The organism is Pseudomonas sp. 32A (genome assembly GCF_052682255.1).
Genome location: NZ_JBQYLY010000001.1, coordinates 4,981,559 through 5,007,500, shown reverse-complemented (window position 1 = coordinate 5,007,500; position 25,942 = coordinate 4,981,559). Strand labels below are relative to the sequence as shown.

Here is a 25,942-nt window from a genome sequence, read left to right as displayed (position 1 = left end):
CCGACAACCACAAAATCCTCCTATATATAGAGGAATACTGAGCAAGCTGAGCAATATATTGCTCATTCCTAAACAGTTAAGCATCATAGCCACTTCTGCTTCTTTAAATACGACCTCGGACGAACACCCTCAATGACCACTTCCCCCCGTAGCCTGGCCTCGACATTGTTTCCGGTCGGCCTGCTACTCATTGCCATGGCCTCCATTCAATCAGGCGCATCACTCGCCAAAAGTATGTTCCCCATTGTGGGCGCCCAAGGCACCACCACCCTGCGCCTGATTTTTGCCAGCGTCATCATGCTGCTTCTATTACGTCCCTGGCGCGCCAAGCTCACTGCCAGGTCGCTACAGACCGTGGTCGTATACGGCATGGCCTTGGGCGGAATGAACTTCCTCTTCTATATGTCACTGCGGACCGTTCCGCTAGGCATCGCAGTAGCCCTGGAATTCACCGGCCCACTGGCCGTCGCCATTTATGCATCGCGGCGCGCTGTGGACTTTCTCTGGATAGCCTTGGCCATCATTGGCCTTCTGTTACTGATCCCCATGGGAGAGGCCAGCAACGGCATTGACCTGACGGGCGCCGCTTATGCACTGGGTGCAGGTGTGTGCTGGGCGCTCTATATTTTGTTTGGCCAAAAGGCCGGCGCTGACAACGGCGTACAAACCGCCGCCCTGGGTGTAATGATTGCCGCACTGTTTGTCGCGCCGATCGGAATCGTCCACGCGGGCGCGGCATTACTCACACCCTCCCTGATCCCGATTGCCATTGGTGTCGCTGTTTTATCCACCGCCCTGCCCTACACCCTGGAGATGGTCGCCCTGACTCGCCTGCCCGCCCGCACATTCGGAACCTTGATGAGTATCGAGCCCGCGTTCGGCGCCCTGTCAGGCCTGTTTTTCCTTCAAGAACACTTGTCCCTGGCACAGTGGCTGGCGATCACCTGCATCATCCTGGCCTCCGTTGGCGCAACCCTGACCATGCGTAACGAATCAAAGCCACTCGTTCCTGCCGATTGATTCAGGATTTGACGTAGCCCTGGCATTTGCCGCTCAATTAGGCCATGTTTAGACCGTAACCCAGTGTCAGTCATGGAGAATTTAGATAAGGACATCATGAACGCTACAGTCGAGAGCGAGCAAAGCCAGCTTCGTGCTGTTAAGCGAGGCGGCTATTAAGGATAGGAATGAAGCGAATTTTGATGCTGTTGATGATTGTGGCGATTGCAGGTTGTGCCGCGACCACCAAGACCGAAGTGAAACGGGGAAAAAAGGGCCTGCATATCAACTGCTCGGGACTGTCCTCCTCCTGGGACAAGTGCTACGCCAGCGCAGCTAACTCATGTGGAGCCAAAGGCTATAAGGTCATCGCCAAGTCAGGCGACAACGCCGAAGACCCGGGCGACTACCCATTCGGCCTCAACCCCGCCGGCTACACCAGCCGAAGCATGATCGTCATCTGCAAATAGCTGTCGACGCTCTCACGACCTCGACAGCTGTTGACTGAGCACATCGTAGTTCGATGACAGAACCTGCGCCTGTACCTGTGGGCTGACCATCATCCGTGCCACTACCAGGGCGCCGATGCACTGCGACAGAATCGACCACGCCAGGTCCTCGCTGCCCAACGTTGCAGCCCAGCCCGCCTGCAATCGACAAATCCAGTCCTGCGCCTGTTGGCGTACCGCCACATCAGACCGCGCAATCTCCGCACCCAGGCTCGGCAACGCACAGCCCGCCTCCGACTGCTCCACATGGGCCATGCTCAAATAGAACTTCAGACAGCGATCCAGCCGTTCCCGACTCTGCACACCATTGCCATTCAAGCGCTCAAGACTATGGCTCAATTCACGTTCGACAATCGAGCTGAACAATTCGTCCTTTGAGGCGAAGTGGCTATAAAAGGCGCCGCCACTCAAGCCAATGGCTTTCATCAAGCCATCCACCCCGACGCTGGCAAACCCTTCTTTCTTCGCCAAGGCCGCACTGCTATCCAGCAGCTTCTCTTTGGTTTCCTGCTTATGACTGGCCGAATATCGCATCACTTCCCTCTCTGCTGTCTGCTTGACGCCTGTCGGATCGTAGCATAACGTTCGTTTGGCAAACGATCGTTTACTAAAGGATCTCCCATGACGAACAACAAGAAAATCGTACTGGTAGTGGGTGCCGGCGATGCCACAGGTGGCGCCATCGCCAAGCGCTTTGCCCGTGAGGGTTATCTCGCCTGCGTGACCCGGCGCAGCGCCGATAAACTGCAACCCTTGGTGGACAGCATCCAGGCGGCAGGTGGGGAAGCGCATGGCTTTGCCTGCGATGCCCGCAAGGAAGAGGACGTTATCGCCCTGATCGAACAGATTGAAACCGAGTTGGGGCCCATCGAAGCCTTTGTCTTCAACATTGGCGCCAACGTGCCGTGCAGCATCCTCGAAGAAACCGCCCGCAAGTACTTCAAAATTTGGGAGATGGCCTGTTTCTCAGGCTTCCTCAACGCCAGGGAAGTGGCCAAGCGCATGGTCACCCGTAATCGCGGGACCATCCTGTTTACCGGTGCCACCGCCGGCTTGCGTGGCGCCGCCGGCTTTGCTGCATTTGCTGGGGCCAAACACGGGATTCGCGCGCTGGCGCAAAGCATGGCCCGCGAACTGGGCCCGCGAAATATCCACGTCGCCCACGTAGTAGTCGATGGCGCCATCGACACCGATTTCATCCGCGACAACTTCCCGCAAAAATATGCCCTCAAGGATCAGGACGGTATTCTCAACCCCGAGCACATCGCCGATAACTACTGGTACCTGCATAGCCAGCCACGGGACGCCTGGACCTTCGAGCTGGACCTGCGCCCCTGGAATGAACCCTGGTAAGCACGCCCCATAACAATAAACAGCGAGTACCCAGCATGCGTAAAACCGTGGAGTTTTTCTTCGATCTCGGCAGCCCTGCCACCTATTTGGCCTATACCCAGCTTCCAGACCTGTGCGCGGCAACCGGCGCCCAGCTGATTTATAAACCAATGCTGCTGGGCGGCGTGTTCAAGGCCACCGGCAATGCGTCACCGGCCACTGTTCCCGCCAAAGGCCGCTACATGTTCCAGGACCTGGCGCGCTATGCCCAGCGCTACAACGTTCCGCTCAAGTTCAATCCGCACTTTCCCATCAACACCTTGCAGCTGATGCGCGCGGTCACCGGCATTCAAATGCGCCAGCCCGAGCGTTTTCTCGACTTCATCGACTGTCTGTTCCGCGCTCTTTGGGTAGAGGGCCGTCACTTGGGAGACATGTCAGTGGTGGCCGCAGTGCTGGCCGAACATGGCTTTGATCCCGAGGAAATCCTGGCGCTGACCAATGACGACGAGGTCAAGGCCGCCCTCAAGGACAACACCGAACACGCCATCCAACGTGGCGTATTCGGTGCCCCCAGCCTGTTTGTCGGCAACCAGCTGTTCTTTGGCCAGGATCGCCTGGACTTTGTGCGTGAAGCGCTGAGCTAGATCGCGGCTGTCCGCACCTGCAACCACTCCAGCGCAGCGCCACTGACCAGCGGACTCAGGCGCTCGCGCACTTGCGCATGGTAGTCGTTGAACCACTGGCGCTCTTCCACCGTCAGCAGCGACGGCTCAAGGCAACGGGTATCGATCGGGCACAAGGTGAGTGTCTCGAACTTGAGGAACTCGCCAAACTCGGTCTTGCCCGCCTCACGGTTCAACACCAGGTTCTCGATGCGCACGCCCCAACGGCCCGGACGATAAGTGCCCGGTTCGATGGACGTAATCATGCCCGCCTGCATCGCCGTTTGCGGCGCAGCGACGGCTTGGTAGGCGATTACCTGTGGACCTTCATGCACATTCAGGAAATAACCTACGCCATGGCCAGTGCCGTGGCCGTAGTCCACGCCTTCCGCCCAGATCGGAGCCCGGGCGATGGTGTCCAGCAGCGGCGAAAGAATCCCCTTGGGGAAATGCGTGCGGGACAACGCGATCACACCCTTGAGTACACGCGTGCAGTCGCGCTTCTGCTCTTCGCTTGGCGTGCCGATAGGCACCATCCGCGTGATATCGGTCGTGCCGCCCAGGTACTGGCCACCGGAGTCGATCAGCAGCAAACCATCGCCTTCGATCAGCGCGTGCTCTTCTTCAGTCGCGTGATAGTGCGGCATCGCGCCATTGGCATTGAACGCGGCAATCGTGTTGAAGCTCAACGACACATAACCCGGACGACGGGTACGGGCCGCGGTCAGGTGCTCATCAATAGTCAGCTCGGTGATGCGTTCGCGACCCAACGCGCTGTCGAGCCAGGCGAAGAATTCACACAGGGCTGCGCCATCCTGCTCCATCGCCTGGCGAATATGCTCGGCGTCCGCCAGGCTTTTGCGCGACTTGGCCAAGGTGGTCGGGTTAAGCCCTTCGATCAGCGTCACGCCACTGCCGAGGTTTTCCAGCAAGCCGGCGGTCACCCGTGCCGGGTCGACCTGCACACTGACGCCCGAAGGAATGTCCTGCAACGCCGCCGCAACTTCGCTGTAATCCCGCAGGGTCACGCCATCCTGTTCCAGCACGGCGCGAAGCTCGGCGTCGACCTTGCTCAAGGCCACGAACAGCGTCGCCTGGTGCTGGCCAATCAAGGCGAAGGATACAAACACCGGGTTGAACGAAACGTCGCCGCCGCGCAGGTTAAACAGCCAGGCAATGTCGTCCAGGGTCGCGATGAAATGCCAATCGGCGCCCTTCTCCTTCAAGCTGGCTCGCAGGGCTGCGAGCTTCTCGCCGCGGCTGACGGTGGCCTGAGGCGGCAGATGCTGGTAGATCGGCTGGTTCGGCAAGGTCGGACGGTCTTGCCAGACTTCATTCAACAGGTCGATGTCCGTACGCAAGCGTGCACCACGAGCCTCCAGCTTGCTGCCCAAGGTACGTGCCGATGCAACGGCCATGACCGCGCCATCCACGGCCACCACACCGCCTTCCGGCGTCTGTTCCGCCAGCCAGTCCAGCGGCCCGGGCTGACCGGGTTGCAGCTTGACCAACTCGATACCACTGCCTTTGAGCTCTTTGGTCGCCTGTTCCCAGTAACGGCTGTCTGCCCACACTCCGGCGAAATCAGCGGTGACAATCAGCGTGCCCACCGACCCATGAAAACCCGACAACCACTGACGGCCCTGCCAGTAACCCGGCAGGTATTCGGACAAATGCGGGTCGGCCGACGGCACCAACAGGGCATGAATGCCCTCGCGGCTCATCAGTTCGCGGGTCTGCGCCAGGCGCTGGGGAACCGTTCCATGGGTCAAAGGCTGTGTGCTCATCGTGTCTCCTGCTAACCACTAATAATTGTTATGGGGTCAAACGGCCCAGAAAGCCGGTGCGCTGGCCAGTGCGGCCTTGATCAGCTGTACCGCCTGATCGATGTCCTGCTCGGTGGTAAACCGCCCGAGGCTCAAGCGAATGGTGCGACCTGCGCTGCGGGCATCATGGCCCAGGGCCAGAAGCACATGTGATGGTGCATTGCTCGCCGAATTGCAGGCCGACGTGGCCGAGAAGGCAATGCCCGCGCTCAACGCGGCGGAATTGAACTCGCCCTCGCTGAACGTCAGGCTCAAGGTGTGGGGAATACGCTGGGTGAGGCTGCCATTGAGGCGCACCCCGGCAATCGTATTCAGCTGTTCCAGCAGGCGTTCGCGCAGGGCAACAATGGTTGCCTTTTCTTCAGCAAAGGACGCCGCCGCCAGTGCGAACGCCGTGCCCATACCGGCGATCTGGTGAGTCGCCAGGGTGCCGGAACGCAAGCCGCCTTCATGACCACCGCCGTGAATCTGCGCCAGCACTTTCTGCTGCGCACGTGGGCCGACGTACAGCGCGCCGATGCCCTTGGGGCCATAGAGTTTGTGGGCTGAAAATGACATCAGGTCCACCGGCCACTTAGCCAGGTCAATCGCGACCTTACCCGCGCCCTGTGCCGCATCCACGTGAAACAACGCACCGTGCTCACGCACTCGCGCGCCAATCGCCTGGATATCGTTGAGGGTGCCCAGCTCGTTGTTCACCAGCATCAGCGACACCAGGAAGGTGTCCTCCCGCAATGCTTCGCTCACCGCCTCGACGCTGATCAAACCTTCGGCGTCCGGCACCAGGTACGTCACGGCAACCCCGGCTTCCTGCAGCTGGCGGGCGGTGTCGAGCGTGGCCTTGTGTTCAATCTGGCTGGTGATGATATGCCCACCGGCCACGCCCCGCGCCTGGGCGACGCCCTTGATGGCGAGGTTGTTGGACTCGGTGGCTCCGGAGGTCCAGACGATCTGTGCCGGCTCGGCGCCGACCAGTTCAGCCACCTGGCCCCGCGCCTGCTCAACCGTTTGCCGGGCCTGTTGGCCGAACGCGTGGGAACTGGACGCAGGGTTACCGAAGTTGGCGTTGAAGCCCAGACACTCGACCATCACCTGGATGACCCGCTCATCCACCGGCGTGGTGGCGGCGTAGTCGAAATACAGCGGACGTTTATTCATGACGTTAAAGACTCGCAGAGCATGTTCCCGAGAACAACGTCTCAGGGGCAGCGATCAGGAAGGAAGATGGTTTACCTGATTCCGTGCCGTGAAAGAAAGACCACTTTATTTAAAAGTGCGTAGGAACGCTCCTGAAATTCAGCTTAACAGGCTCCGGGAAACGGATGGCAAACAAAAAGCCCGAGATTCCTGTGGGAAACCTCGGGCTTTTCAGACCTGGCCACTGACTCAACTGGGGCGACCGTGCAGCGTCATACCGCGCTCGGCATTCATTTCACCCTGACGGTCGAAACCGAAGGTTTTCTGTGGCTGGCCGGTCAGTTCGGCTTTCTTCTGTTGGTATTCATCAAACGACAGGCCTCGACGGCTCAGGGCTTCCAGCGCCAGTTCCTTGCTCTCTTCCGCCGAGTAGGCCCGCAGTTCAGGCGACGAATGTGTCGCGCAACCGGCAAGGACTGAGGTGACGAGCAATACGGAAATGGCGAGAAAACGGTTCATGGCGTAGGTCCTGCGAAACGGGTTGAAGTCAATGAGCACAGGCTACTCCCGACCCCGCACGGTGAAAAATCATCAGCCGTGATAGTCGCTATCAACCCTTGCGACACCTGTGATAGCCACGTCTTATATTCCATGCAGATCTATAAATATGGAAATACGTTCATTTACGGAATAAACACAACCCTCTATAAATGGCTTCAACGCTCACGCCACTGTTCGCCTGGCAACTGTTGTCCAGGCAACAGTCATTCAACAAAACACCAGGCAGACAACACCGTCATTTTCCAACACCTGGCCCACGAGCCGCGCCAGTCAAGGCCTGCGCAGCTTGGTACAGCTCTTGCTCAAGTCCTGCTACTGCTCTTGCCCTGAGCGACTGTTGAAAAAGGAACTGTTGATGACCCGTCCACTGAATGTCGTTGCCCTCTCCGGCGGAACCTGGCGCCCGTCCCGCACCCTGGTGTTGACCCAGGCGGTGCTGGCCGAACTGGCCACTCAATTGCCGATCCAGACCACCCTGATTGAACTGGGCGACATTGCCCGGCCACTGGGCGGAGCACTGTCCCGCCAGGAGTTGCCCGCCGACGTCGAGGCGCAACTGCACGCCATCGAACAGGCCGACCTGCTGATCGTCGCCGCCCCGGTGTATCGCGGTTCTTACCCTGGCCTGCTCAAGCACCTGTTCGACCTGGTCGACCTCAACGCCCTGATCAACACCCCGGTGTTGCTGGCGGCTACCGGCGGCAGCGAACGCCACGCCCTGGTACTCGATCACCAGTTGCGCCCGCTGTTCAGTTTCTTCCAGGCCCTGACTTTGCCGATTGGCGTGTACGCCACCGAGGCCGACTTCACCGATTACCAAATAACCAGTGAGCCCTTGAAGGCCCGCATTCGCCTTGCTGCAGAACGCGCCGCGCCGTTGTTTGCCGCGCATCCCACCTCTCTGCTGAAAATCGCTTAAGGATTTGTCATGGATGTTTTCTGGTTTCTGCCTACACACGGTGACGGTCATTACCTGGGCACCACCCAGGGCGCTCGCCCGGTCACCCTCAACTATTTGAAACAAGTCGCCCAAGCTGCGGACAACCTCGGCTACCACGGCGTGCTGATCCCCACCGGCCGCTCCTGCGAAGACTCCTGGGTCATCGCCTCGGCACTGGTGCCACTGACCGAACGCCTGCGCTACCTGGTAGCGATTCGCCCGGGGATCATCTCGCCGACCGTATCCGCACGTATGGCCGCCACCCTCGACCGCCTGTCCAATGGCCGCCTGTTGATCAACGTGGTGACCGGCGGTGACCCCGACGAAAACCGCGGCGACGGCAGTTTCCTCGATCACAGCGAACGCTACGAAGTGACCGACGAATTCCTCAAGATCTGGCGCCGCGTGTTGCAGGGCGAATCGGTGGACTTCGAAGGCAAACACCTGCGGGTGCAGAACGCCAAGGCCCTTTACCCACCGGTGCAGAAGCCATATCCGCCCTTGTACTTCGGCGGCTCCTCCGACGCTGCCCACGACCTCGCCGCCGAACAAGTCGACGTATACCTGACCTGGGGTGAACCACCGGCCGCCGTCGCGGAAAAACTCGCCGACGTGCGTGAGCGCGCCGCCCGCCACGGGCGCACCGTCAAGTTCGGGATTCGCTTGCATGTGATCGTGCGCGAAACCGAAGAAGACGCCTGGAAAGCCGCCGCCAAACTGATCGAACACATCAGCGACGAAACCATCGCCGCCGCGCAAAAGTCTTTCTCACGCTTTGACTCCGAAGGCCAGCGGCGCATGGCTGCCCTGCACGACGGGCGCCGCGACAACCTGGAAATCGCCCCCAACCTGTGGGCCGGCGTCGGCCTGGTGCGTGGCGGCGCGGGCACGGCCTTGGTGGGCAACCCTCAGCAAGTTGCCGAGCGGATCAAGGAATACGCGGACCTGGGCATCGAAAGCTTCATCTTCTCCGGCTACCCGCACCTGGAAGAGGCGTATCGCTTTGCCGAACTGGTGTTCCCGCTGCTGCCGGAACCTTATGCGAGCCTGGCCGGGCGCGGCGTCACCAACCTCACCGGACCGTTCGGCGAAATGATTGCCAACGACGTCCTGCCGGCAAAAGCCAAGGCCTGACTTGCCGTCTGCCGGGGCACGCCCCGGCACACCATGAGGAATCCCGTGTGACAGCCAAACCCAACAGCGTCCTGCCCTCACCGTTGCAGACCGCCAAACTGCTGGCCGCCGAATTCGCCCTCACCGCCGTCGAACGGGACGAGCGCGGCGGCACACCCAAGACCGAACGTGACGCCCTGCGCCAAAGCGGCTTGCTGGCCCTGAGTATTCCCACCCAATACGGCGGCCTCGGCGCTCGCTGGAGCGAGACCCTGGAGATCGTTCGCGAGTTCGCCAAGGTCGATAGCTCCATCGCCCACGTCTTCGGCTTTCATCACCTGATGCTCGCCACCGTGCGGCTGTTCTCCCGCCCGGAGCAATGGCAACCCTGGTTCGAACAAACCGCTCGCAAAAACTGGTTCTGGGGCAACGCCCTCAACCCCTTGGACACACGCACAGTGGTCAAGGCCTACAAAGGCTGGCGCGAATTCTCCGGCAAGAAGAGCTTTTGCTCCGGCGCCAGCGACTCGGAAATGCTGATCGCCTCAGCGGTGGATGAAAGCGCCGGCGGCAAGCTGCTGATCGCCGCCATCCCCAGCGGGCGCAGCGGCATCACGTTGCACAATGACTGGAACAACATTGGCCAGCGCCAGACCGACAGCGGCAGCGCAAGCTTCGAACGGGTACGCGTGGAGGAGTCGGAATTGCTCCTCGATCCCGGCCCGCTGAGCACACCCTTCGCCTGCCTGCGCCCGCTGATCGCCCAGTTGACCTTCACTCACATGTTCCTCGGCATCGCCGAAGGGGCTTTCGAAGAAGCAAGAAATTACACCCTGACCGAAACCCGGCCCTGGCATAAATCCACGGTGCAGGACATTCGCCAGGACCCGTACGTGCTCAACCACTACGGCGAATTCTGGGTCGCCCTTGAAGGCGTGCGCCTGCTGGTGGAACGTGCCGCCGAGCTGCTGGACCAGGCCTGGGCCAGGGGCCCGAGCCTCAGCGAAAGCGAGCGCGGCGAACTGGCCATCGCCATCGCCACCGCCAAGGTCGCCGCCACCCGCAACGGCCTGGAACTGTGCAGCCGCCTGTTCGAAGTCACCGGCGCGCGTTCCACCCACGCCTCCCTGCGCCTGGACCGACACTGGCGCAACCTGCGCACGCAAACCCTGCACGACCCGGTGGACTACAAACTCCACGAACTGGGGGACTGGGCGTTGAACCAGTCCCTGCCGATTCCCACGTTCTACTCCTAGAAGAGGTGCCCATGCAGCTTTTAACCCTACCGCCCTCGCCCGCTCTTGCGACCTCGATCCGCGCCACGGCCCAGGTCTTCGAAGACCCGAAATCCCAGGCGCTGCTGGCGCACATCCAGCAAGTCGCGCCCAGCGAAGCCAGCGTGCTGATCATCGGCGAAACCGGTACCGGTAAAGAGCTGGTGGCGCGCCATATCCACAATCTCAGCGCGCGGCGCAACCGACCGTTCGTGGCGGTAAACTGCGGCGCGTTTTCCGAATCTCTGGTGGAAGCCGAGTTGTTCGGCCATGAAAAAGGCGCCTTCACCGGCGCCCTCAGCGCCAAGGCCGGCTGGTTCGAGGAAGCCGACGGCGGCACCCTGTTCCTCGATGAAATCGGTGATCTGCCGATGGCAATTCAGGTCAAGCTGCTGCGGGTACTCCAGGAGCGCGAAGTGGTGCGCCTGGGCTCACGCAAAAGCATTCCCATCGACGTGCGGGTATTGGCGGCCACCAACGTTCAATTGGAAAAAGCCATCAACGCCGGGCATTTCCGCGAAGACCTGTACTACCGCCTTGACGTGGTCAGCCTCGAACTCAGCCCATTGCGGGACCGGCCCGGCGACATCCTGCCCTTGACCCGGCACTTTATCGAAGCCTACAGCCAGCGCCTGGGTTACGGCCCGATCACCATCAGCCGCGAGGCCGAGCAGAAACTCAAAAGCTACAGCTGGCCGGGCAACATCCGCGAGCTGGAAAACGTGATTCATCACACCCTGCTGATCTGCCGCAACGGCGTGATCGAACGCGACGACCTGCGTCTGTCGAACATGCGCATCGAGCGTCAGGACGACAGCCAGCACGGCATCGACAACAGCGCTGAAGCCCTGCTGGAACGCGCCTTTCAAAAACTCTTCGAGGAACAGGCCGGGGCCTTGCACGAAAAGGTCGAGGATGCGCTGCTGCGCGCTGCCTACCGCTTCAGCCATTACAACCAGGTGCACACCGCCAACCTGCTGGGCCTGAGCCGCAACGTGACGCGTACCCGCTTGATCAAGATCGGCGAGCTGGCCGTGAACAAGCGCCGCCCCGGCGAGAACGTGCAGGGCGAGCGCATGTTGCACCTGTCAATTTAGGCGGCAGTGCAAAGCGTTGTCATGGCTGCGCTCGATACTGCGCAGCACCTGAAACGAACCGAAGGTCACTGCCGTGGCCTGGTGGGCACGTATCAGCGTCCAGAAATCTTCTTCACCGTGCTCAAAACACTTGAAGGCCGCCTCACCGTCCTCGCGGGAGCGCCATTGCAAGTAGCTGAGCACCCGGCGTCCATCGTCGCTGACCTGCACGCTGGCATTGATAAAGCCGCCATGGCCCTGGGCCAAACGCTCGCTTTGGGATGACAGGGCCGCTACCAACGCGGATTGCTGCTGAGGTTCGATCTGGAACTCGACCATCTGGGTAAAACTCAGACTCTTCTCTAATACCTGCATGAACATTCCCCTCTCACTGTAGGCACAATCTTGCGATTCGATGCCACGCAGGGTAAAACCTCTAGTTAAGTCAAGGTCAAGGGCTTTTTTATGGTCACCAAAGAACTCACCGTCGGCCAATTGGCGGCTCGCAGCGGCGTGGCCGTTACAGCCCTGCACTTCTACGAAACCAAGGGTTTGATCAAGAGCAGCCGCAACGCCGGCAATCAGCGGCGCTACTCGCGGGACGTGTTGCGCCGGGTGGTGGTGATCAAGATTGCCCAGCGTTTGGGCATCCCCCTGGCGACGATCCATGAGGCACTGCAAACCCTGCCCGATGGCCGCACGCCTAACGCTGCCGATTGGGAGCGCCTGTCTGCGCTATGGCGTGAGGACCTGGACCAGCGCATCGACAAGCTGATGCTGCTGCGGGACAAACTCAATGGCTGCATTGGCTGCGGTTGTCTGTCGCTGGAGGCGTGCCCGCTGCGCAATCAGGACGACGTACTCGGTGAGCGCGGGCCTGGCGCTCAGCTGTTGGAGCCCAGCTGAACGCCCCTCGTCGGCATCGCTAAAACCCTTGATTGGCGTGGCCTATAGTGAAAAGGCCGTCCCTCCACAACCACAATCAAGGAGAACGATATGAGCGTTAAACCCATTCCCGAGGGCTATCACAGCATCACGCCGTACCTGGGTATCGAAAAAGCCGCTGAGGCCATCGAGTTCTACAAGAAAGCCTTCGGCGCCACCGAAGTCATGCGCCTGGACATGCCCGACGGCAAGATCGGCCATGCCGAACTGCGCATTGGCGATTCGGCGATCATGATGGCCTCACCCTGTGGCGAGATGTCTTTTGGCAGCCCGGGAAAAGAACATCCCAGCGTGTGCCTGCATCTGTATGTGCAGGACGTCGACCAACAGTTCGCCCAGGCCATCAAGGCCGGCGGCACCGCGATTTCAGAACCCAAGGATCAGTTCTACGGTGACCGCTCCGGAACGCTGAAAGACCCGTTCGGGCATGTGTGGTTTTTGGCTACGCGCAAGGAGGATTTGACCGAGGCGCAGGTTCGACAGCGTGCCGAGGCGTTGTTCAAGCAAGGATGAAGTCGCCTGGGCGACACAACCCAACTGTGGTAGCTGGCTTGCCTGCGATGGCATCACCTCGGTGCGACTGATACACCGAGTTGCCTGCATCGCAGGCAAGCCAGCTACCACAGTTGGCCTGCACTGCCTGAAAGATCGGCCTTCAACACACTTCATGAACAACCCCTCCACGCTTTCCCCCTTGCCCAGAGCGCCGTGTGATTTCAGGATGCAGGCAATCATCACAAGGAGTCATTCCATGTTCGCCGGATTCCAAAAAGACCAGCGCCACGTCAACGGCGTGGACATCTGCTACCGCAAAGGCGGCACAGGTCCCGGCCTGCTCCTGCTGCACGGGCACCCGCAGACCCACGTCATCTGGCACAAGGTCGCCGAGCAACTGGCCGAACACTTCACCGTGGTCGCCGCCGACCTGCGCGGTTACGGCGACAGCAGCAAGCCCGCCGCCAATGACCACCACACCCACTATTCCAAACGCGAAATGGCCCGCGACGGCGTCGAATTGATGAAGGCCCTGGGCTTCGATGAGTTCTCGGTACTGGCCCACGACCGTGGCGCCCGCGTCGCCCATCGCCTGGCCCTGGACCACCCCAAGGCTGTACAGCGCATGGTCCTGCTGGACATCGCACCGACCCTGGCCATGTACGCCCAGACCGACGAAGCCTTCGCACGCGCCTACTGGCACTGGTTCTTCCTGATCCGCCCGGCGCCGCTGCCCGAGAGCCTGATCGAAGGCAATCCGGAACTGTACCTGCGCAGCGTCATGGGCAGCCGCAGTGCCGGGCTCAAGCCGTTCACCGAGGAAGCCTTCGCCGAATACCTGCGCTGCCTGAAACTGCCCGGCACCGCCACCGGCATCTGCGAAGACTACCGCGCCGCTGCCGGCATCGACCTTGAGCACGACCGCGCCGATATCGACAAAGGCAATCACCTGGAACTGCCATTGCTGGTGATGTGGGGCGCCGAAGGCACCGTCGGCCGCTGCTTCGAACCTCTCAAGGAATGGCAGAAAGTCGCTACCGACGTACGTGGTAAGGCCCTGCCGGCCGGCCACTACATCGCTGAAGAAGTCCCTGAGCTGTTGCTCGGCGAAGTCCTGACCTTCCTTCGCTGAGCCTTGATGCACCGCTGATCTGACCGTTCCCGCCCCGCAGGCTTGAAACAGCCTGCGACGGGAGCGGCTTGCCCAAAAAACGTCTCGAGATAATAAAAATGACAATCAGAAAACTGCTGGGAACCCTGTATGTGCAAGTGATCATCGCCATTGTGCTGGGCGTGTTGATCGGCAACCACTGGCCCCAGGTGGGCATCGACCTCAAGCCCTTGGGCGACGGTTTTATCAAGCTGATCAAGATGATCATCGGCCCGATCATCTTCTGCACGGTGGTCTCCGGCATCACCAGCATGCACGACGTGAAGCAGGTGGGCCGCGTCGGCGGCAAGGCGTTGCTGTACTTCGAGATCGTCTCCAGCATTGCCCTCGTAATCGGCATCCTCGCTGCGCACCTGCTGCACCCGGGCGTGGGTTTCAACATCGACGTGAAGACCCTCGACACCTCGGCCATCGCCGGTTTTGTCGGCCAGGCCGAACACGGCGAAGGCGTCACCGGGTTCCTGATGCATGTGATCCCGACGACCTTCTTCGATGCCTTCTCCAAAGGCGAAATCCTGCCGGTACTGTTTGTGTCAGTGCTATTTGGTCTCGGGCTGGTGATGATCGGCGAGAAGGGCCGGCCCCTGGTGGGCGTGATCAACCAGGCCAGCGAAGTGTTCTTCCGCATCGTCGGCATGATCAGCCGCGTTGCGCCGATCGGGGCCTTCGGGGCCATCGCCTTCACCATCGGCAAGTACGGCCTGGGCTCGTTGCTGCCGCTGTTGAAACTGGTGGGCACGTTTTACGTCACCGCGTTTTTCTTCGTCGCCGTGGTGCTGGGCAGCATTGCCCGGTATGTGGGGTTCAGCATCTTCAAGCTGCTGACCTACATCAAGGCCGAACTGTTGATCGTGCTGGGCACCAGTTCATCCGAATCAGCCCTGCCGCAACTGATCCAGAAACTCGAAAGCCTCGGCGCGTCCAAAGGCGTGGTGGGGATCGTGGTGCCCACTGGCTACACCTTCAACCTGGATGGCACCAACATCTATATGACCCTGGCGGTGCTGTTCCTGGCCCAGGCGACCAATATCGACCTGACACTGGAGCAACAGCTGACCCTGCTGGCAGTGGCGATGCTTACCTCCAAAGGTGCCGGTGCGGTGGTGGGTGCAGGTTTTGTCGCATTGGCCGCCAGCCTCGCGGTGGTGCCCACGGTGCCGGTGGCGGCGATGGTGCTGATCCTGGGTGTCGACCGCTTTATGGCCGAGTGCCGTTCGCTGACCAATATCATCGGCAACGCCGTGGCGGCGCTGGTGGTAGCAGCGTGGGAAGGTGAACTGGATCGCGAGAAAATGGCGCCCATCGCCCTCAAGCATGGCCGTCATGCACGGGCCGCCGCCCAGGCGAAGATCGCCGCCGAGTAACCCTTAAACACCAATCCCCTGTGGCGAGGGAGCTTGCTCCCTCGCCACAGAAGCTCCCTCGCCACACCGGTGCTATTCTGGCGGTTCATGCCGCCACGCCTGTTTCTGATGAACAACAAGAAAGATACCGTGCCCCTACCTGAAGACCTGCGGGTATTCCTGACCGTGATCCGCAAGGCCGGCTTTGCTGCGGCTGCCGACGAGCTGGGGTTGTCCCCGGCCTACGTCAGCAAGCGTATCCAGATTCTCGAAACCACCCTGGCCACTCGCCTGCTGCACCGCACCAGCCGCCGCATTGCCCTAACGGAAGACGGTGAACGGGTGCAGCGTTGGGCCGTGCGGATTCTCGAAGACTTCCAGCAACTGTCCGACGAGCTTTCCGACGCCCACGACAGCCCGCGCGGCCACCTGCATTTGTGCAGCAGCTTCGGTTTCGGCCGTAACCATGTGGCGCCAGCCTTGTCGCTATTGGCCGAACAATACCCGGACCTGGAGATTCGCCTGGACCTGTTCGACCGGGTGGTGGATATCGTCAGCGAAGGTTTCGACCTGGAGATTCGCGTGGGCGACGACATCCCTGGGCAACACATCGGTCGCCGGCTGGTGAGTAACCGGCGGGTGCTCTGTGCCGCGCCCGCCTATCTCGAACGCCGTGGCACACCGCAGCACTTGAGTGACCTGGAACAGCACGATTGCCTGGTGCTCAAGGAGCGGGACAACGCCTTTGGCATCTGGCACCTGGAGCGTGATGGCGTGCAGGACAGCGTGCGTGTGCGGGGACCGCTGTCGTCCAACAATGGCGAAATTGTTTTGCAATGGGCACTTGATGGGCGTGGGGTGTTGCTGCGTTCGATGTGGGATGTGAAGCCGCTGCTGGAACAAGGGAAACTGGTGCAGGTGCTGCACGACTACACCCAGAGCGCCAACGTGTGGGCGGTGTACCCGACGCGGTTGGCCTACTCCGGAAAGTTGCGGGCGTGTGTGGAGTTTTTGCAGGAGCACTTCAAGGGGTTGTCGATTTAGCGTGTCGGGGTTGGGTGCATATCCGTTGCTGCGGTAACGGCCGCCTAGGGTTCCGCTCTTACAGCGGCTCACTTTTGAAGAGCGCAAAAGTAAGCAAAACGCTCTTGCCCCACCACTCGGCACCTCGCCTAGGCTCGGTGTGCCCTCACTCCGGCTTTGGACCGTGGGCCGCCGTCATGGGCCATCCCTGGCCCAGGACGGCTAACCTGGCGTCCTGCCAGGTTACCCACGCTCCAAAGCCTGCGTTCGGCCAGCGTGGTTTAACGGGGCGCCTAAGATCAAGATCAAAAGCAAAAGCACAGCGGCCTACCGGCCGGCTTGAGTGTTGAAGAGCAAAAGCCAAATCAAAAGCTAAAGCGGGCACGGTCAAAAATGTGGGAGCGGGCTTGCTCGCGAAGGTCGTTAACGATGACGCTGGCATTCTGGATGAACGCGGCGCTCTCAGGTTTTTCGCGAGCAAGCCCGCTCCCACAGAAAAGCAGATCTGCTTTCGCTTTGGTCTTTGCTTTTGCTTTCAACACTCAAGCCGGCCGGGAGGCCGCTGTGCTTTTGCTTTTGATTTTGATCTGACTGCCCCAATAAGCCCGAGGCCGAACGCAGGTATTGCGGAGCGGGTAAACCGGCAGGACGCCGGTTTAGCCGCGCCGGGCCATGGATGGCCCGTCGCGGCGGCCCGCTTCGCGGTGCCGGAGTGAGGGAACGCCGAGCCCAAGCGAAGCGCCGACAGGCGGGGCAGAGCCCTTTGCTTACTTTGGGGCTTTTTTTCCAAAGTGAGCCGCTGTAAGAGCGAAACCATAAGTGGCCGTTACCTAACTAACGGATATGTACGCAATTTCACTATCACCCCAGCCAAGGATTGGCCGCCAAATGCCCCCGCTCAAACACCTTGATCTGCTCACTGCGCTGCAACGTCGTGCCGATAGCATCCAACCCCAACAACAATGCAGTCTTGCGCAACGTATCAATCTGAAACCCAATCACCTGCCCGTCCGCCAAAAGAATTTCCTGCGCCTCAAGATCCACACTGATCAGCGCCTGTTCAGGCTGACTCACCATCTGCCCCAACCGCTGCAACACCGCCTCCTCCAGCGTGATCAACAACACCCCGTTACGCTGGCAGTTGTCATAGAAAATCCCCGCAAAGCTACTGCCGATCAGCGCGCGAACCCCCATCTGCTTCAACCCCCACACCGCATGCTCCCGGCTGGAACCACAGCCAAAATTCGGCCCCACCACCATAAAGCTCGCGCCCTGCCAGGCCGACTGGTTCAGCACAAACTCCGGATTTGGTTCACCCGACGCCAAAAAGCGCAAATCAAAGAACAACCCACGATCCAGCCCGTTACGGTCGATGCCCTTGAGAAACTGCTTGGGCATGATCACATCGGTGTCGATATTGGCCGCCAGCATCGGCGCGGCCTTGCCGGTGACCCGAGTGAAAGGTTGCAAGCTCATGTGCGCTCTCCAAAATGGCGAATATCCGTCAGGCGCCCAGTGATCGCGGCGGCGGCAACCATGGCCGGGCTCATCAGATGTGTGCGGGCTCCCGCACCCTGGCGGCCTTCGAAGTTGCGGTTGGTGCTGGAGGCGCAGCGGTCGCCCACCTCCAGCACGTCGTCGTTCATTGCCAGGCACATCGAGCACCCGGACTGACGCCATTCAAACCCGGCCTCGATAAAGATCGCAGCAAGGCCTTCGGCTTCGGCCTGGTCACGCACTTCGGTGGAGCCCGGCACGATCATCGCCCGCACATGGTCGGCCACGTGCTTGCCGCGCACCACGCTGGCCGCATCCCGCAGGTCTTCGATGCGGGCGTTGGTGCAGGAGCCGATAAACGCATGGCTGATGACGATCTCGCTCAGGGGCATGCCGGCTTCCAGGCCCATGTAGTTCAGGGCGCGGCGCATGTCCTGGCGCAGAATCAAGTCGCTGACGTCTTGCGGGTCCGGCACACGGGCGCCGATGGGCGCGGCCTGGTCAGGGCTGGTGCCCCAGGTGACCATCGGCTCCAGTGTCGTGGCGTCCAGTTGCACTTCGAGGTCGAACACCGCGTCGGCATCCGAGTGCAATTGGCGCCAGCCCACCAGGGCGCGCTCCCACAACTCGCCCTTCGGCGCGCGGGGCTTGCCCTTGAGGTAGGTGAACACTTTTTCGTCCGGCGCCATGAACGCACCGCGGGCGCCCGCTTCCACCGCCATGTTGCAGATGGTCATGCGCGCCTCGACGCTCAGGGCATCGATGGTCGAACCGCAAAACTCAATGGCGTAGCCGGTGGCTCCCGAAGCGCCGATCTTGCCGATCAGCGCCATGATCACGTCTTTGGAAGTCAGGCCGTGGGCCAGTTCGCCGTCCACGGTCACGCGCAGGCTTTTCAGGCGCTTGTAGACCAGGGTTTGCGAAGCCAGCAAATGCTCGATTTCCGAGGTGCCAATGCCGAAGCCGAACGCACCCAAGGCTCCGTAAGTGGTGGTGTGGCTGTCGCCGGCGGCAATCACCATGCCCGGCAGGATAAAACCCTGCTCCGGGGCGATCACGTGTTCGATGCCTTGGCGCTTGTCGAGGATATCCAGCAGCTCAATCCCGAAATCCCGGCAGTTTTCCGCCAAATACGACACTTGGCGCGCGCCGCCCGCATCCGGCATGGTCGCGATGCGCTTGGGCGTGGTGGGGTTCACATGGTCGACCACCGCCAGCGCCGTGCCGGGGCGCCATACGCCACGGCCTGCCTCACGCAAGCCGCTGAAGGCTTGCGGGCTGGTGTATTCATTTATTACCTGACGGTCGATATACAGCAGCACATGGCCCTGGTCATCCAGGCGGCACACCGTGTGGGAGTCGATGTGTTTGTCGTAGAGGGTTCTGGCAGAAGTCATTATGGGGCTCGCTCAACGGTATGGCTCCATCATAGGCAGCGCCCCCGCCCCATCAATCCCGCCTTGGTGATGACTCGGAACATGTTTCGTGTTGCATGAATGGCTATTCGAAACATTTGCTTTCATATCCGCCTTAGGGTTTTGCATTTCTCATCCGTCTTAACTTAGATACAGCCGCTCGCGTCAGCAAAAGCTACGGGTGGCGTTTTCCGGGCCTTTACTGCCCCCCTCCGATCAAGACCCTCATTCACATGTCGAAGAAGTCACGCTCAAAACTCTGGTTTCTCGTGCACAGCTGGCTGGCATTGCCCATCTGGTTCTTTGTGCTGATCGTCTGTGTCACCGGCACCCTGGCGGTGGTCAGCCAGGAAATCGTCTGGCTGGCCAACCCGGACATCCGCGCCAGCAAGCCATCGGACGACGCCGAACTGCTCAGCTACGAACAAGTCATCAAGGCCATGAACCGCGCCGAGCCGCTGACCATCGTCAAGTCCTTGAGCCGCCCCGACGAGTCGCATTTCGCCCTGACGTCGAACGTGGCCTATCCCGACGGGCGAACCGTAGAAGTGTTCGTCAACCCCTACACCGGGGTGATCCAGGGGATCGCCCCGGCGTTCGACTTCCAACAATTTACCCGCGCACTGCACGGCTGGTGGCTGGTGCCGTTCACCAACGGTTTCAGCTGGGGCTGGTACCTGGTCTCGTTGCTGGGTTTGCCGCTGCTGGCCTCGCTGGTGACGGGCCTGGTGGTCTACAAGCGTTTCTGGAAAGGCTTCTTCAAGCCAACCTTGCGCTTTAACCACGGTGCGCGAATCTTCTGGGGCGACTTTCACCGATTGAGCGGCATCTGGTCGATCTGGTTTATTGCCGTCATTTCCATAACCGGCACCTGGTTTCTGATTCAGGCGATTCTTTTCGATAATCAGATCTCGATTTCCAGTGAGCCAATTGTCCCGGTGATCACCCGGGACAAGGTGCCACTGTCCAGCCCAGGCGTGCGCGCGCCGATGATTCCCCTGGATGAGGCAATCGACATCGCCACCCAGCGCATTCCAGGCCTGGAAGCCAGTTTCGTCAGCCTGCCGGCAACGGCCTATAGCCATTTGATGATTGGTGGCCGGGGCTGGTACCCACTGATGTACCAAACCGCGCAAATCAACCCTTACAACGGCGAAATCGCCGCCTCGCACCTGCTGTCCGACCGCTCCGGCCTGGAGTTCGTCACCGAATCCATGCGCCCGCTGCACACCGGGGATTTCGGCGGACTGTGGATCAAGATGATCTGGTTCTTCTTCGGTCTGGTACTGAGCATGATGGTCTTGAGCGGTCTGCTGATCTGGAGCAAACGCACGGCGCTGGCCACGCTCAACGCACTCAAGCGTAGCGCCAAGGTGCGCCAGCAACCGCAGGAAAATCCGCTTGGACTGGCTGAAACCACGGAGGGCAACCGATGAACAAGGCCACGACAATTAACCCGCCCTCTCCCCTGCGTGCCTTCTGGCTCAAGTGGCGCTTCCACATCAATATCCTGCTGATTCTGGTGCCCCTGGGCTTTATGCCCAAGTACTTTGCCGACGCCGCGCTGTTTCGCGGTGACAGCGGTCTTGGCGAGCGGGAGATCGGCGAAGTGCAGGTCGGCCCGTGGAGCGTGAAGCTCGCCGAACTGCGTAACGAGGCCCCGCGCCCCGACCCGGCGGGCCCGATGAAATCCTTCAATGCCGCCCTGTGCGCCACTTGCATCGACCAGGTCAAGGCCACCTACCTGCGCATCGGCAAGCCCCGCAGCCTGCGGGCCGCCGGGGTGATCTTCTTCGGCACACCGTATCGCATGGGCGCCATGCTGCCGATCCCCGAACGCACCCCACTGGACGCCGAAGTGTGGATCACCATGGAGGGCTGGGACGGCGCCATGCACCAGGCGTCCGTTCCCTTGAGCCAGGCATCGCCGGCCACCATCGACTGGCTGAAAAAACGAGGAGTTAAACCATGACTTTGCCCAACTGGCCCGCACCGTTGGCGCGCTGATCCTCAGTGCCGGCTTCAGTACCGTTGCCCTGGCCCACAACCCGATGTGCGAATGCAAGGAAATCCCCGGCGAGCAGATCCAGTGCACCGGCGGTTTCTCCGATGGCAGCGGCGCCCCAGGGGTGACCCTGGATGTGATCGGCTATGACGAAACCATCCTGGTGCCCGGCAAGCTGGGTGAGGACTCGACGCTGACCTTCAAGAAACCGTCCGCCGAGTTCTACGTGTTGTTTGACGCGGGCCCCGGCCACGTGGTGGAAATCGACCAAGCGGATATCCAGCCCCAATGAGCCGCACAACCCAAGTCGTGCGCCCTGCCGGTGCCGGCCATGAAACCCTGTATGTCCTGCTGTTGTGCCTGATCATCCTCGCCGTTGCCGGCACCGTGGTGGCCTTGCGCGGTGAAAGCCAGGAGATCGCCGCCGTGCCCAGTCACCAACTGGACGCCCGCCGCGACCTCAGCGCCGCCGAGCAAGGCATCTACGCCGACCTGCGGGTGACCCTGGATGAAATCCATTTGCTGCAGGAAGAATACAGCGCCCTGCCGACGCCTGAGCAACTGGCCGAGGAAGGTTTTGCGCCCTTCGCCCAGGACGCCAGCTCGGTGAGCCGCGGCGACCACCGCTGGCAGTTGCTGGACGCGGCCTACCTGGGCTTGAGCCAGACACCGGACCTCAGCGGTTCGTTGTTGATGCGCATCCGTGGTGCCGAGCCGGATATCTGGCTCAACCGCAGCGCCAACCTCACCGCCCCCACCGACCTCACTGACCAGGCGCTGATCAACGCGGGCTGGCAGCAAGTGGTCGCGCAATTCGATGCCGGTGTCACCCGCCAGCATCGTCATTGAATTCACGCTGTAGCGAGAGAAGACCATGTCTATTTCATCTCCATTATTACGCCTGCTGCTGGTCGGCCTGATTACCGTGCTGCTGGCCCCGTTCGCCAGTGCCGACCCTGCCAAACGCCTGCGCATCGGCATCACCCTGCATCCTTACTACAGCTACGTGGCCAATATCGTCGGCGACAAAGCTGAAGTCGTGCCGTTGATTCCGGCCGGCTTCAACCCCCACGCCTACGAGCCCCGTGCCGAAGACATCAAGCGCATCGGCACCCTGGATGTGATCGTGCTCAATGGTGTCGGCCATGACGATTTCGCCGACCGCATGATCGCCACCAGTGAGCGCCCGGACATCCCGGTGATCGAAGCCAACGCCAACGTGCCGCTGCTGGCCGCCACCGGCAACGCCGCGCGCGGTGCCGGCAAGGTGGTCAACCCGCACACCTTCCTGTCCATCAGCGCCTCGATTGCCCAGGTGAATAACATCGCCCGGGAACTGGGCAAGCTCGACCCGGACAACGCCAAGACCTACACCCAGAACGCCCGGGCCTACGGCAAGCGCCTGCGCCAGATGCGCGCCGACGCCCTGGCCAAACTCACCAGCGCACCCAACCCCGACCTGCGGGTGGCCACGGTGCACGCGGCGTATGACTACCTGCTGCGAGAGTTCGGCCTGGAAGTCACCGCCGTGGTGGAACCGGCCCACGGCATCGAGCCGAGTCCCAGCCAGTTGAAGAAAACCATCGACCAACTGCGGGAGCTGGACGTGAAAGTGATCTTCTCGGAAATGGATTTCCCGTCCAGCTACGTCGACACCATCCAGCGTGAATCCGGCGTGAAACTGTACCCGCTGTCGCACATCTCCTATGGCGACTACAGCGCAGAAAAGTACGAAGTGGAAATGACCGGCAACCTCAATACCGTGGTGCGGGCGATTCAGGAGTCCGGGGCATGACGGCGGCTGAACACTTGAGCGTGGCCAGCGTTGGCCCGACCCTCGACTTCAAAAATGTGGCACTGACCCTGGGCCGTACCGTGATCCTCGACGCGGTGAGCTTCCAGGTCCAGCCCGGCAGTATTCATGCGCTGGTGGGGCCCAACGGCGGCGGCAAAAGCTCGCTGATCAAGACCCTGCTGGGGCAAACGCCGCACCAGGGCCAATTGAGCCTGCACTGGCCGGACGCCCCCGGCACCATCGGCTACGTGCCCCAGGCGCTGGAGTTCGACCGGGGCTTGCCGATGACCGTCGACGATTTCATGGCTGCGATGTGCCAGCGGCGTCCGGCGTTTCTCGGTTTGTCCAAGCACTACGCTGCCGCGATTGGCGACGCACTGGAGCGGGTCGGCATGCAGGACAAGCGCAAACGGCGCATGGGCGCGTTGTCTGGCGGTGAACGCCAGCGGGTGCTGCTGGCCCAGGGCTTGATCCCGGCGCCGCAATTGCTGGTGCTGGACGAACCGATGTCGGCGCTGGATGAAGCCGGCATCCAGGTGTTCGAGCGCCTGCTGAACGACTGGCGCCAGGCCGGGATCACCGTGCTGTGGATCGAACACGACCTGGAGGCTGTCGGCCGCCTGGCCGATCGCGTCACCGGCCTGAACCGCCGCGTGCTGTTCGACGCCACGCCCAAGGAGGCGCTGACCCCGGACCGCCTGCTGACCCTGTTCTCCACCCACCCACGGAGCCCGGCCTTATGAGCTACGAAGCCTTTCGCTTGATGGTCCAGGGCTGGGCGTCTTCCGGGTATTTGCCGGAAGCACTGGCCTATGGGTTTGTGGTCAACGCGCTGCTGGCCGGGCTGCTGATCGGCCCGGTGCTGGGCGGTTTGGGCACCCTGGTGGTGGTCAAGCGCTTTGCGTTCTTTTCCGAAGCGGTGGGCCATGCCGCCTTGACCGGCGTGGCCGTGGGCATTCTGCTGGGTGAACCCTACACCGGGCCTTACGGCAGCCTGTTTGGCTACTGCCTGTTGTTCGGGATCCTGCTCAACTACTTGCGCAACCGTACCGGCCTGGCGCCCGACACCTTGATCGGCGTGTTCCTGTCGGTGTCCCTGGCCCTGGGCGCGAGCCTGCTGCTGATTCTGGCGGGCAAGATCAATGTGCACATCCTGGAAAACGTATTGTTCGGCTCGGTGCTGACAGTGAACGGTAATGACCTGCTGGTGCTGGCGATTGTCGGCTCACTGGTGATGGCCCTGGCCCTGCCGCTGTACAACCGCATCATGCTGGCCAGCTTCAACCCGCAACTGGCGGCGGTGCGCGGGGTAGCGGTGAAGACTCTGGATTATCTGTTCGTGATCCTGGTGACGCTGATCACCGTCGCGGCAGTCAAGGTCATCGGCGCGATCCTGGTGGGTGCGTTGCTGGTGATTCCGGCGGCCGCCGCACGCCTGTTGAGCCAGTCGCTCAAGGGTTTCTTCTGGATCTCGGTGGTGATCGCCACCGTCAGCACCCTGTGCGGGATCCTGCTGCCAATCATCTTCGACCTGCCGATTCCGTCCGGTGCCGCAATCATTCTGGTAGCCGGTATCGCCTTCGCCCTCGCCGCCATCGCTCGCGGCACGGTCCCCAGCCTGAAAGGGAATCTTGGATAATGCGCCCGATTTTTCGACCACTGCTGCTGGCCCTGGCAATCGCCACACCGGCGTTCGCTGCCGACGGCGTCAAGCCGTTGCAGACCACCGCCAACCTAGGCGTTGGCCATGCGACCCTGAACAAGGCCCACGGGTTAAAGCCGGTGAAAGTACTGGCCGCACTGCCGATTACTTACGGCCTGGCGCAGGTGCTGCTCAAAGGCACCGACGTGCAACTTGAACGCGCGGCACCGGCCAACCTGCCCGGCTCGCGCCAAGTCGCCTATTTCACCGGGCGCGGTGCACAGGCATTGAATACCCTGGCCCTGGACGCCGACGCGGCCATCGGCCTGCGCTCGTTGTGGCCGGATGACCCGCTGTACCCGGTGGCCCGACGCAGTAACATCCGCATCGTCGAAGTCGACGCGGCGCGCCCAGTAGACGGTGGTTTGCCGGGGATTGCCGTACAGCCGGGCGCCATCGACGGTTTGAACAGCCAGCCGTGGCAAGCGAGCAACAACATGGGCCGCATGGCCGATGTGATGGCCGCCGACCTGAGTCGTCTGGCCCCCGAGGCCAAGCCGCACATCGAAGCCAACCTGGCCAGCCTCAAGCAACGCCTGCTCAAGCTCACCGCCGACAGCGAGGCGCGACTGGCCAAGGCCGACAACCTGACGGTGGTCAGCCTGAGCGATCATTTTGGTTATCTCGTCAGTGGCTTGAATCTGGAACTGGTCAGCACCGATGCGCGGGCTGACACCGAATGGACACCCGAGGCGTTGCAACAACTGACTGCAAGCTTGAAGGAAAATGAAGTAGCAGTGGTGTTGCATCATCGCCAGCCAAGCGCTGCCGTGCAGGCAGCTGTTGCGGCGGGCGGGACGAAGTTGCTGGTGCTGGACACCGATGGCGCCGACCCGGTGGCAGAACTGGAAGGCAATGTGGATCAGGTGATCAAGGCGCTATAACGCGCCTCTCACAGACGAAACACATTAAATGTGGGAGCGGGCTTGCTCGCGAAAGCGGTGTGACAGTCAACACATACAGTGACTGACACGACGCCTTCGCGAGCAAGCCCGCTCCTACATTAGGATCTGTGTTGTGCCCGAGGTCTGGGTCAGCCCGCCAACCCGCAAGCCAAGCGATGCAGTGCAGGCGGCAGAGCTGGAAGGCAATGTGGATCAGGTAATCAAGGCGCTATAA

Annotated in this window: 29 protein-coding genes; 21 read left to right on the top strand and 8 right to left on the bottom strand. The window is 61.2% G+C overall.

Annotated elements, in window-relative coordinates; all coding sequences use genetic code 11:
• The first annotated feature begins 132 nt into the window (after nucleotides 1–132).
• On the top strand, nucleotides 133–1,020 hold the full coding sequence (gene rhtA / locus ACUN0G_RS23155) for a threonine/homoserine exporter RhtA (protein ID WP_445574355.1): 888 nt from the start codon (nucleotides 133–135) through the stop codon (nucleotides 1,018–1,020).
• A gap of 167 nt (nucleotides 1,021–1,187) precedes the next feature.
• Nucleotides 1,188–1,469 (top strand): hypothetical protein, encoded by a 282-nt coding sequence (locus ACUN0G_RS23150; protein ID WP_076016657.1) that lies wholly within the window; start codon nucleotides 1,188–1,190, stop codon nucleotides 1,467–1,469.
• A gap of 12 nt (nucleotides 1,470–1,481) precedes the next feature.
• Here ACUN0G_RS23150 and ACUN0G_RS23145 read toward each other — a convergent pair whose 3' ends face one another.
• Complete coding sequence (locus ACUN0G_RS23145; protein ID WP_258346993.1) at nucleotides 1,482–2,042, bottom strand: TetR/AcrR family transcriptional regulator; 561 nt, start codon at nucleotides 2,040–2,042, stop codon at nucleotides 1,482–1,484.
• Between the two features lie 87 nt (nucleotides 2,043–2,129).
• On the opposite strand from ACUN0G_RS23145, the gene ACUN0G_RS23140 reads away from it, so the two are divergent.
• Both ACUN0G_RS23140 and ACUN0G_RS23135 read left to right on the top strand, forming a co-directional pair.
• The gene (locus ACUN0G_RS23140) at nucleotides 2,130–2,861 is read left to right on the top strand and encodes an SDR family oxidoreductase (protein WP_445574354.1); all 732 of its coding nucleotides are present in this window, start codon (nucleotides 2,130–2,132) and stop codon (nucleotides 2,859–2,861) included.
• A 35-nt stretch (nucleotides 2,862–2,896) separates the two neighbouring features.
• Nucleotides 2,897–3,487 (top strand): 2-hydroxychromene-2-carboxylate isomerase, encoded by a 591-nt coding sequence (locus tag ACUN0G_RS23135; RefSeq protein ID WP_421553802.1) that lies wholly within the window; start codon nucleotides 2,897–2,899, stop codon nucleotides 3,485–3,487.
• On the opposite strand, the gene ACUN0G_RS23130 is transcribed toward ACUN0G_RS23135, so the two are convergent.
• From ACUN0G_RS23130 to ACUN0G_RS23120, 3 genes are all read right to left on the bottom strand, one after another.
• Nucleotides 3,484–5,292, bottom strand: coding sequence for an aminopeptidase P family protein (locus ACUN0G_RS23130; protein ID WP_445574353.1), 1,809 nt, complete (start codon nucleotides 5,290–5,292; stop codon nucleotides 3,484–3,486). The two genes, ACUN0G_RS23135 and ACUN0G_RS23130, sit on opposite strands and share 4 nt — an antisense overlap.
• Before the next feature lie 36 nt (nucleotides 5,293–5,328).
• Nucleotides 5,329–6,489 carry a cysteine desulfurase family protein gene (locus tag ACUN0G_RS23125; RefSeq protein WP_445574352.1) on the bottom strand — a complete coding sequence of 387 codons (1,161 nt, stop codon included), beginning with the start codon at nucleotides 6,487–6,489 and terminating at the stop codon, nucleotides 5,329–5,331.
• A 228-nt stretch (nucleotides 6,490–6,717) separates the two neighbouring features.
• Entirely contained in the window at nucleotides 6,718–6,987 is a 270-nt protein-coding gene (locus ACUN0G_RS23120) for a DUF547 domain-containing protein (RefSeq protein ID WP_076016660.1), read from the bottom strand.
• Between the two features lie 397 nt (nucleotides 6,988–7,384).
• Between ACUN0G_RS23120 and msuE the strand changes: the two genes are divergently transcribed.
• Genes msuE through ACUN0G_RS23100 form a run of 4 tightly spaced genes read left to right on the top strand, consistent with a single transcriptional unit; the run spans nucleotide 7,385 to nucleotide 11,453 of the window.
• Entirely contained in the window at nucleotides 7,385–7,948 is a 564-nt protein-coding gene (gene msuE / locus ACUN0G_RS23115) for an FMN reductase (protein WP_063028405.1), read from the top strand.
• A 9-nt stretch (nucleotides 7,949–7,957) separates the two neighbouring features.
• The gene (ssuD, locus tag ACUN0G_RS23110) at nucleotides 7,958–9,103 is read left to right on the top strand and encodes an FMNH2-dependent alkanesulfonate monooxygenase (protein ID WP_003210130.1); all 1,146 of its coding nucleotides are present in this window, start codon (nucleotides 7,958–7,960) and stop codon (nucleotides 9,101–9,103) included.
• 47 nt (nucleotides 9,104–9,150) lie between these two features.
• Nucleotides 9,151–10,338 carry an acyl-CoA dehydrogenase family protein gene (locus ACUN0G_RS23105; protein ID WP_258346996.1) on the top strand — a complete coding sequence of 396 codons (1,188 nt, stop codon included), beginning with the start codon at nucleotides 9,151–9,153 and terminating at the stop codon, nucleotides 10,336–10,338.
• Between the two features lie 11 nt (nucleotides 10,339–10,349).
• Nucleotides 10,350–11,453 carry a sigma-54 interaction domain-containing protein gene (locus ACUN0G_RS23100; protein WP_010166567.1) on the top strand — a complete coding sequence of 368 codons (1,104 nt, stop codon included), beginning with the start codon at nucleotides 10,350–10,352 and terminating at the stop codon, nucleotides 11,451–11,453.
• Here the strand turns inward: ACUN0G_RS23100 and ACUN0G_RS23095 are convergent.
• Nucleotides 11,445–11,807, bottom strand: coding sequence for an antibiotic biosynthesis monooxygenase (locus ACUN0G_RS23095; protein WP_258346997.1), 363 nt, complete (start codon nucleotides 11,805–11,807; stop codon nucleotides 11,445–11,447). The two genes, ACUN0G_RS23100 and ACUN0G_RS23095, sit on opposite strands and share 9 nt — an antisense overlap.
• Nucleotides 11,808–11,897: 90 nt before the next feature.
• Here ACUN0G_RS23095 and soxR point away from each other — a divergent pair, with 90 nt between their 5' ends.
• The 5 genes from soxR (at nucleotide 11,898) to ACUN0G_RS23070 (ending at nucleotide 16,430) form a co-directional block, all read left to right on the top strand.
• Nucleotides 11,898–12,338, top strand: coding sequence for a redox-sensitive transcriptional activator SoxR (gene soxR, locus ACUN0G_RS23090; protein WP_258346998.1), 441 nt, complete (start codon nucleotides 11,898–11,900; stop codon nucleotides 12,336–12,338).
• Nucleotides 12,339–12,428: 90 nt separating this feature from the next.
• Nucleotides 12,429–12,890: a VOC family protein gene (locus ACUN0G_RS23085; RefSeq protein WP_063028393.1), complete on the top strand. Its 462-nt coding sequence runs from the start codon at nucleotides 12,429–12,431 to the stop codon at nucleotides 12,888–12,890.
• Nucleotides 12,891–13,128: 238 nt separating this feature from the next.
• Nucleotides 13,129–14,004, top strand: a complete 876-nt coding sequence (locus ACUN0G_RS23080; protein ID WP_445574351.1) for an alpha/beta fold hydrolase — start codon at nucleotides 13,129–13,131, stop codon at nucleotides 14,002–14,004.
• 98 nt (nucleotides 14,005–14,102) lie between these two features.
• A complete protein-coding gene (dctA, locus tag ACUN0G_RS23075) occupies nucleotides 14,103–15,407 on the top strand; it encodes a C4-dicarboxylate transporter DctA (protein WP_003207293.1) in 1,305 nt (434 codons plus the stop codon).
• A 108-nt stretch (nucleotides 15,408–15,515) separates the two neighbouring features.
• A complete protein-coding gene (locus tag ACUN0G_RS23070) occupies nucleotides 15,516–16,430 on the top strand; it encodes a LysR substrate-binding domain-containing protein (RefSeq protein WP_226478050.1) in 915 nt (304 codons plus the stop codon).
• Between the two features lie 344 nt (nucleotides 16,431–16,774).
• Here ACUN0G_RS23070 and ACUN0G_RS23065 read toward each other — a convergent pair whose 3' ends face one another.
• From ACUN0G_RS23065 to leuC, 3 genes are all read right to left on the bottom strand, one after another.
• The gene (locus ACUN0G_RS23065) at nucleotides 16,775–16,951 is read right to left on the bottom strand and encodes a hypothetical protein (RefSeq protein WP_445574350.1); all 177 of its coding nucleotides are present in this window, start codon (nucleotides 16,949–16,951) and stop codon (nucleotides 16,775–16,777) included.
• 319 nt (nucleotides 16,952–17,270) lie between these two features.
• Nucleotides 17,271–17,885 (bottom strand): 3-isopropylmalate dehydratase small subunit, encoded by a 615-nt coding sequence (gene leuD / locus ACUN0G_RS23060; RefSeq protein ID WP_445574349.1) that lies wholly within the window; start codon nucleotides 17,883–17,885, stop codon nucleotides 17,271–17,273.
• The gene (gene leuC / locus ACUN0G_RS23055) at nucleotides 17,882–19,303 is read right to left on the bottom strand and encodes a 3-isopropylmalate dehydratase large subunit (protein WP_445574348.1); all 1,422 of its coding nucleotides are present in this window, start codon (nucleotides 19,301–19,303) and stop codon (nucleotides 17,882–17,884) included. Before leuC ends, leuD begins: the two co-directional genes overlap by 4 nt.
• Nucleotides 19,304–19,554: 251 nt before the next feature.
• Here leuC and ACUN0G_RS23050 point away from each other — a divergent pair, with 251 nt between their 5' ends.
• From ACUN0G_RS23050 to ACUN0G_RS23015, 8 genes are read left to right on the top strand one after another with little or no spacing between them, the layout of a single operon-like run.
• Nucleotides 19,555–20,757 (top strand): PepSY-associated TM helix domain-containing protein, encoded by a 1,203-nt coding sequence (locus ACUN0G_RS23050; protein WP_445574347.1) that lies wholly within the window; start codon nucleotides 19,555–19,557, stop codon nucleotides 20,755–20,757.
• The gene (locus ACUN0G_RS23045; RefSeq protein WP_167663539.1) at nucleotides 20,754–21,293 is read left to right on the top strand and encodes a thiamine pyrophosphate-binding protein; all 540 of its coding nucleotides are present in this window, start codon (nucleotides 20,754–20,756) and stop codon (nucleotides 21,291–21,293) included. Before ACUN0G_RS23050 ends, ACUN0G_RS23045 begins: the two co-directional genes overlap by 4 nt.
• A gap of 10 nt (nucleotides 21,294–21,303) precedes the next feature.
• Nucleotides 21,304–21,618 carry a hypothetical protein gene (locus tag ACUN0G_RS23040; protein WP_445575585.1) on the top strand — a complete coding sequence of 105 codons (315 nt, stop codon included), beginning with the start codon at nucleotides 21,304–21,306 and terminating at the stop codon, nucleotides 21,616–21,618.
• Nucleotides 21,615–22,175, top strand: a complete 561-nt coding sequence (locus ACUN0G_RS23035) for a DUF6162 family protein (RefSeq protein WP_445574346.1) — start codon at nucleotides 21,615–21,617, stop codon at nucleotides 22,173–22,175. The genes ACUN0G_RS23040 and ACUN0G_RS23035 overlap by 4 nt, the downstream gene beginning before the upstream one ends.
• 25 nt (nucleotides 22,176–22,200) lie before the next feature.
• On the top strand, nucleotides 22,201–23,121 hold the full coding sequence (locus ACUN0G_RS23030; RefSeq protein ID WP_063028374.1) for a metal ABC transporter substrate-binding protein: 921 nt from the start codon (nucleotides 22,201–22,203) through the stop codon (nucleotides 23,119–23,121).
• Nucleotides 23,118–23,864, top strand: a complete 747-nt coding sequence (locus tag ACUN0G_RS23025; RefSeq protein WP_445574345.1) for a metal ABC transporter ATP-binding protein — start codon at nucleotides 23,118–23,120, stop codon at nucleotides 23,862–23,864. The genes ACUN0G_RS23030 and ACUN0G_RS23025 overlap by 4 nt, the downstream gene beginning before the upstream one ends.
• The gene (locus ACUN0G_RS23020) at nucleotides 23,861–24,760 is read left to right on the top strand and encodes a metal ABC transporter permease (RefSeq protein WP_029300631.1); all 900 of its coding nucleotides are present in this window, start codon (nucleotides 23,861–23,863) and stop codon (nucleotides 24,758–24,760) included. The genes ACUN0G_RS23025 and ACUN0G_RS23020 overlap by 4 nt, the downstream gene beginning before the upstream one ends.
• Nucleotides 24,760–25,707, top strand: coding sequence for a metal ABC transporter solute-binding protein, Zn/Mn family (locus ACUN0G_RS23015; RefSeq protein WP_445574344.1), 948 nt, complete (start codon nucleotides 24,760–24,762; stop codon nucleotides 25,705–25,707). Before ACUN0G_RS23020 ends, ACUN0G_RS23015 begins: the two co-directional genes overlap by 1 nt.
• Nucleotides 25,708–25,942: the final 235 nt, after the last annotated feature.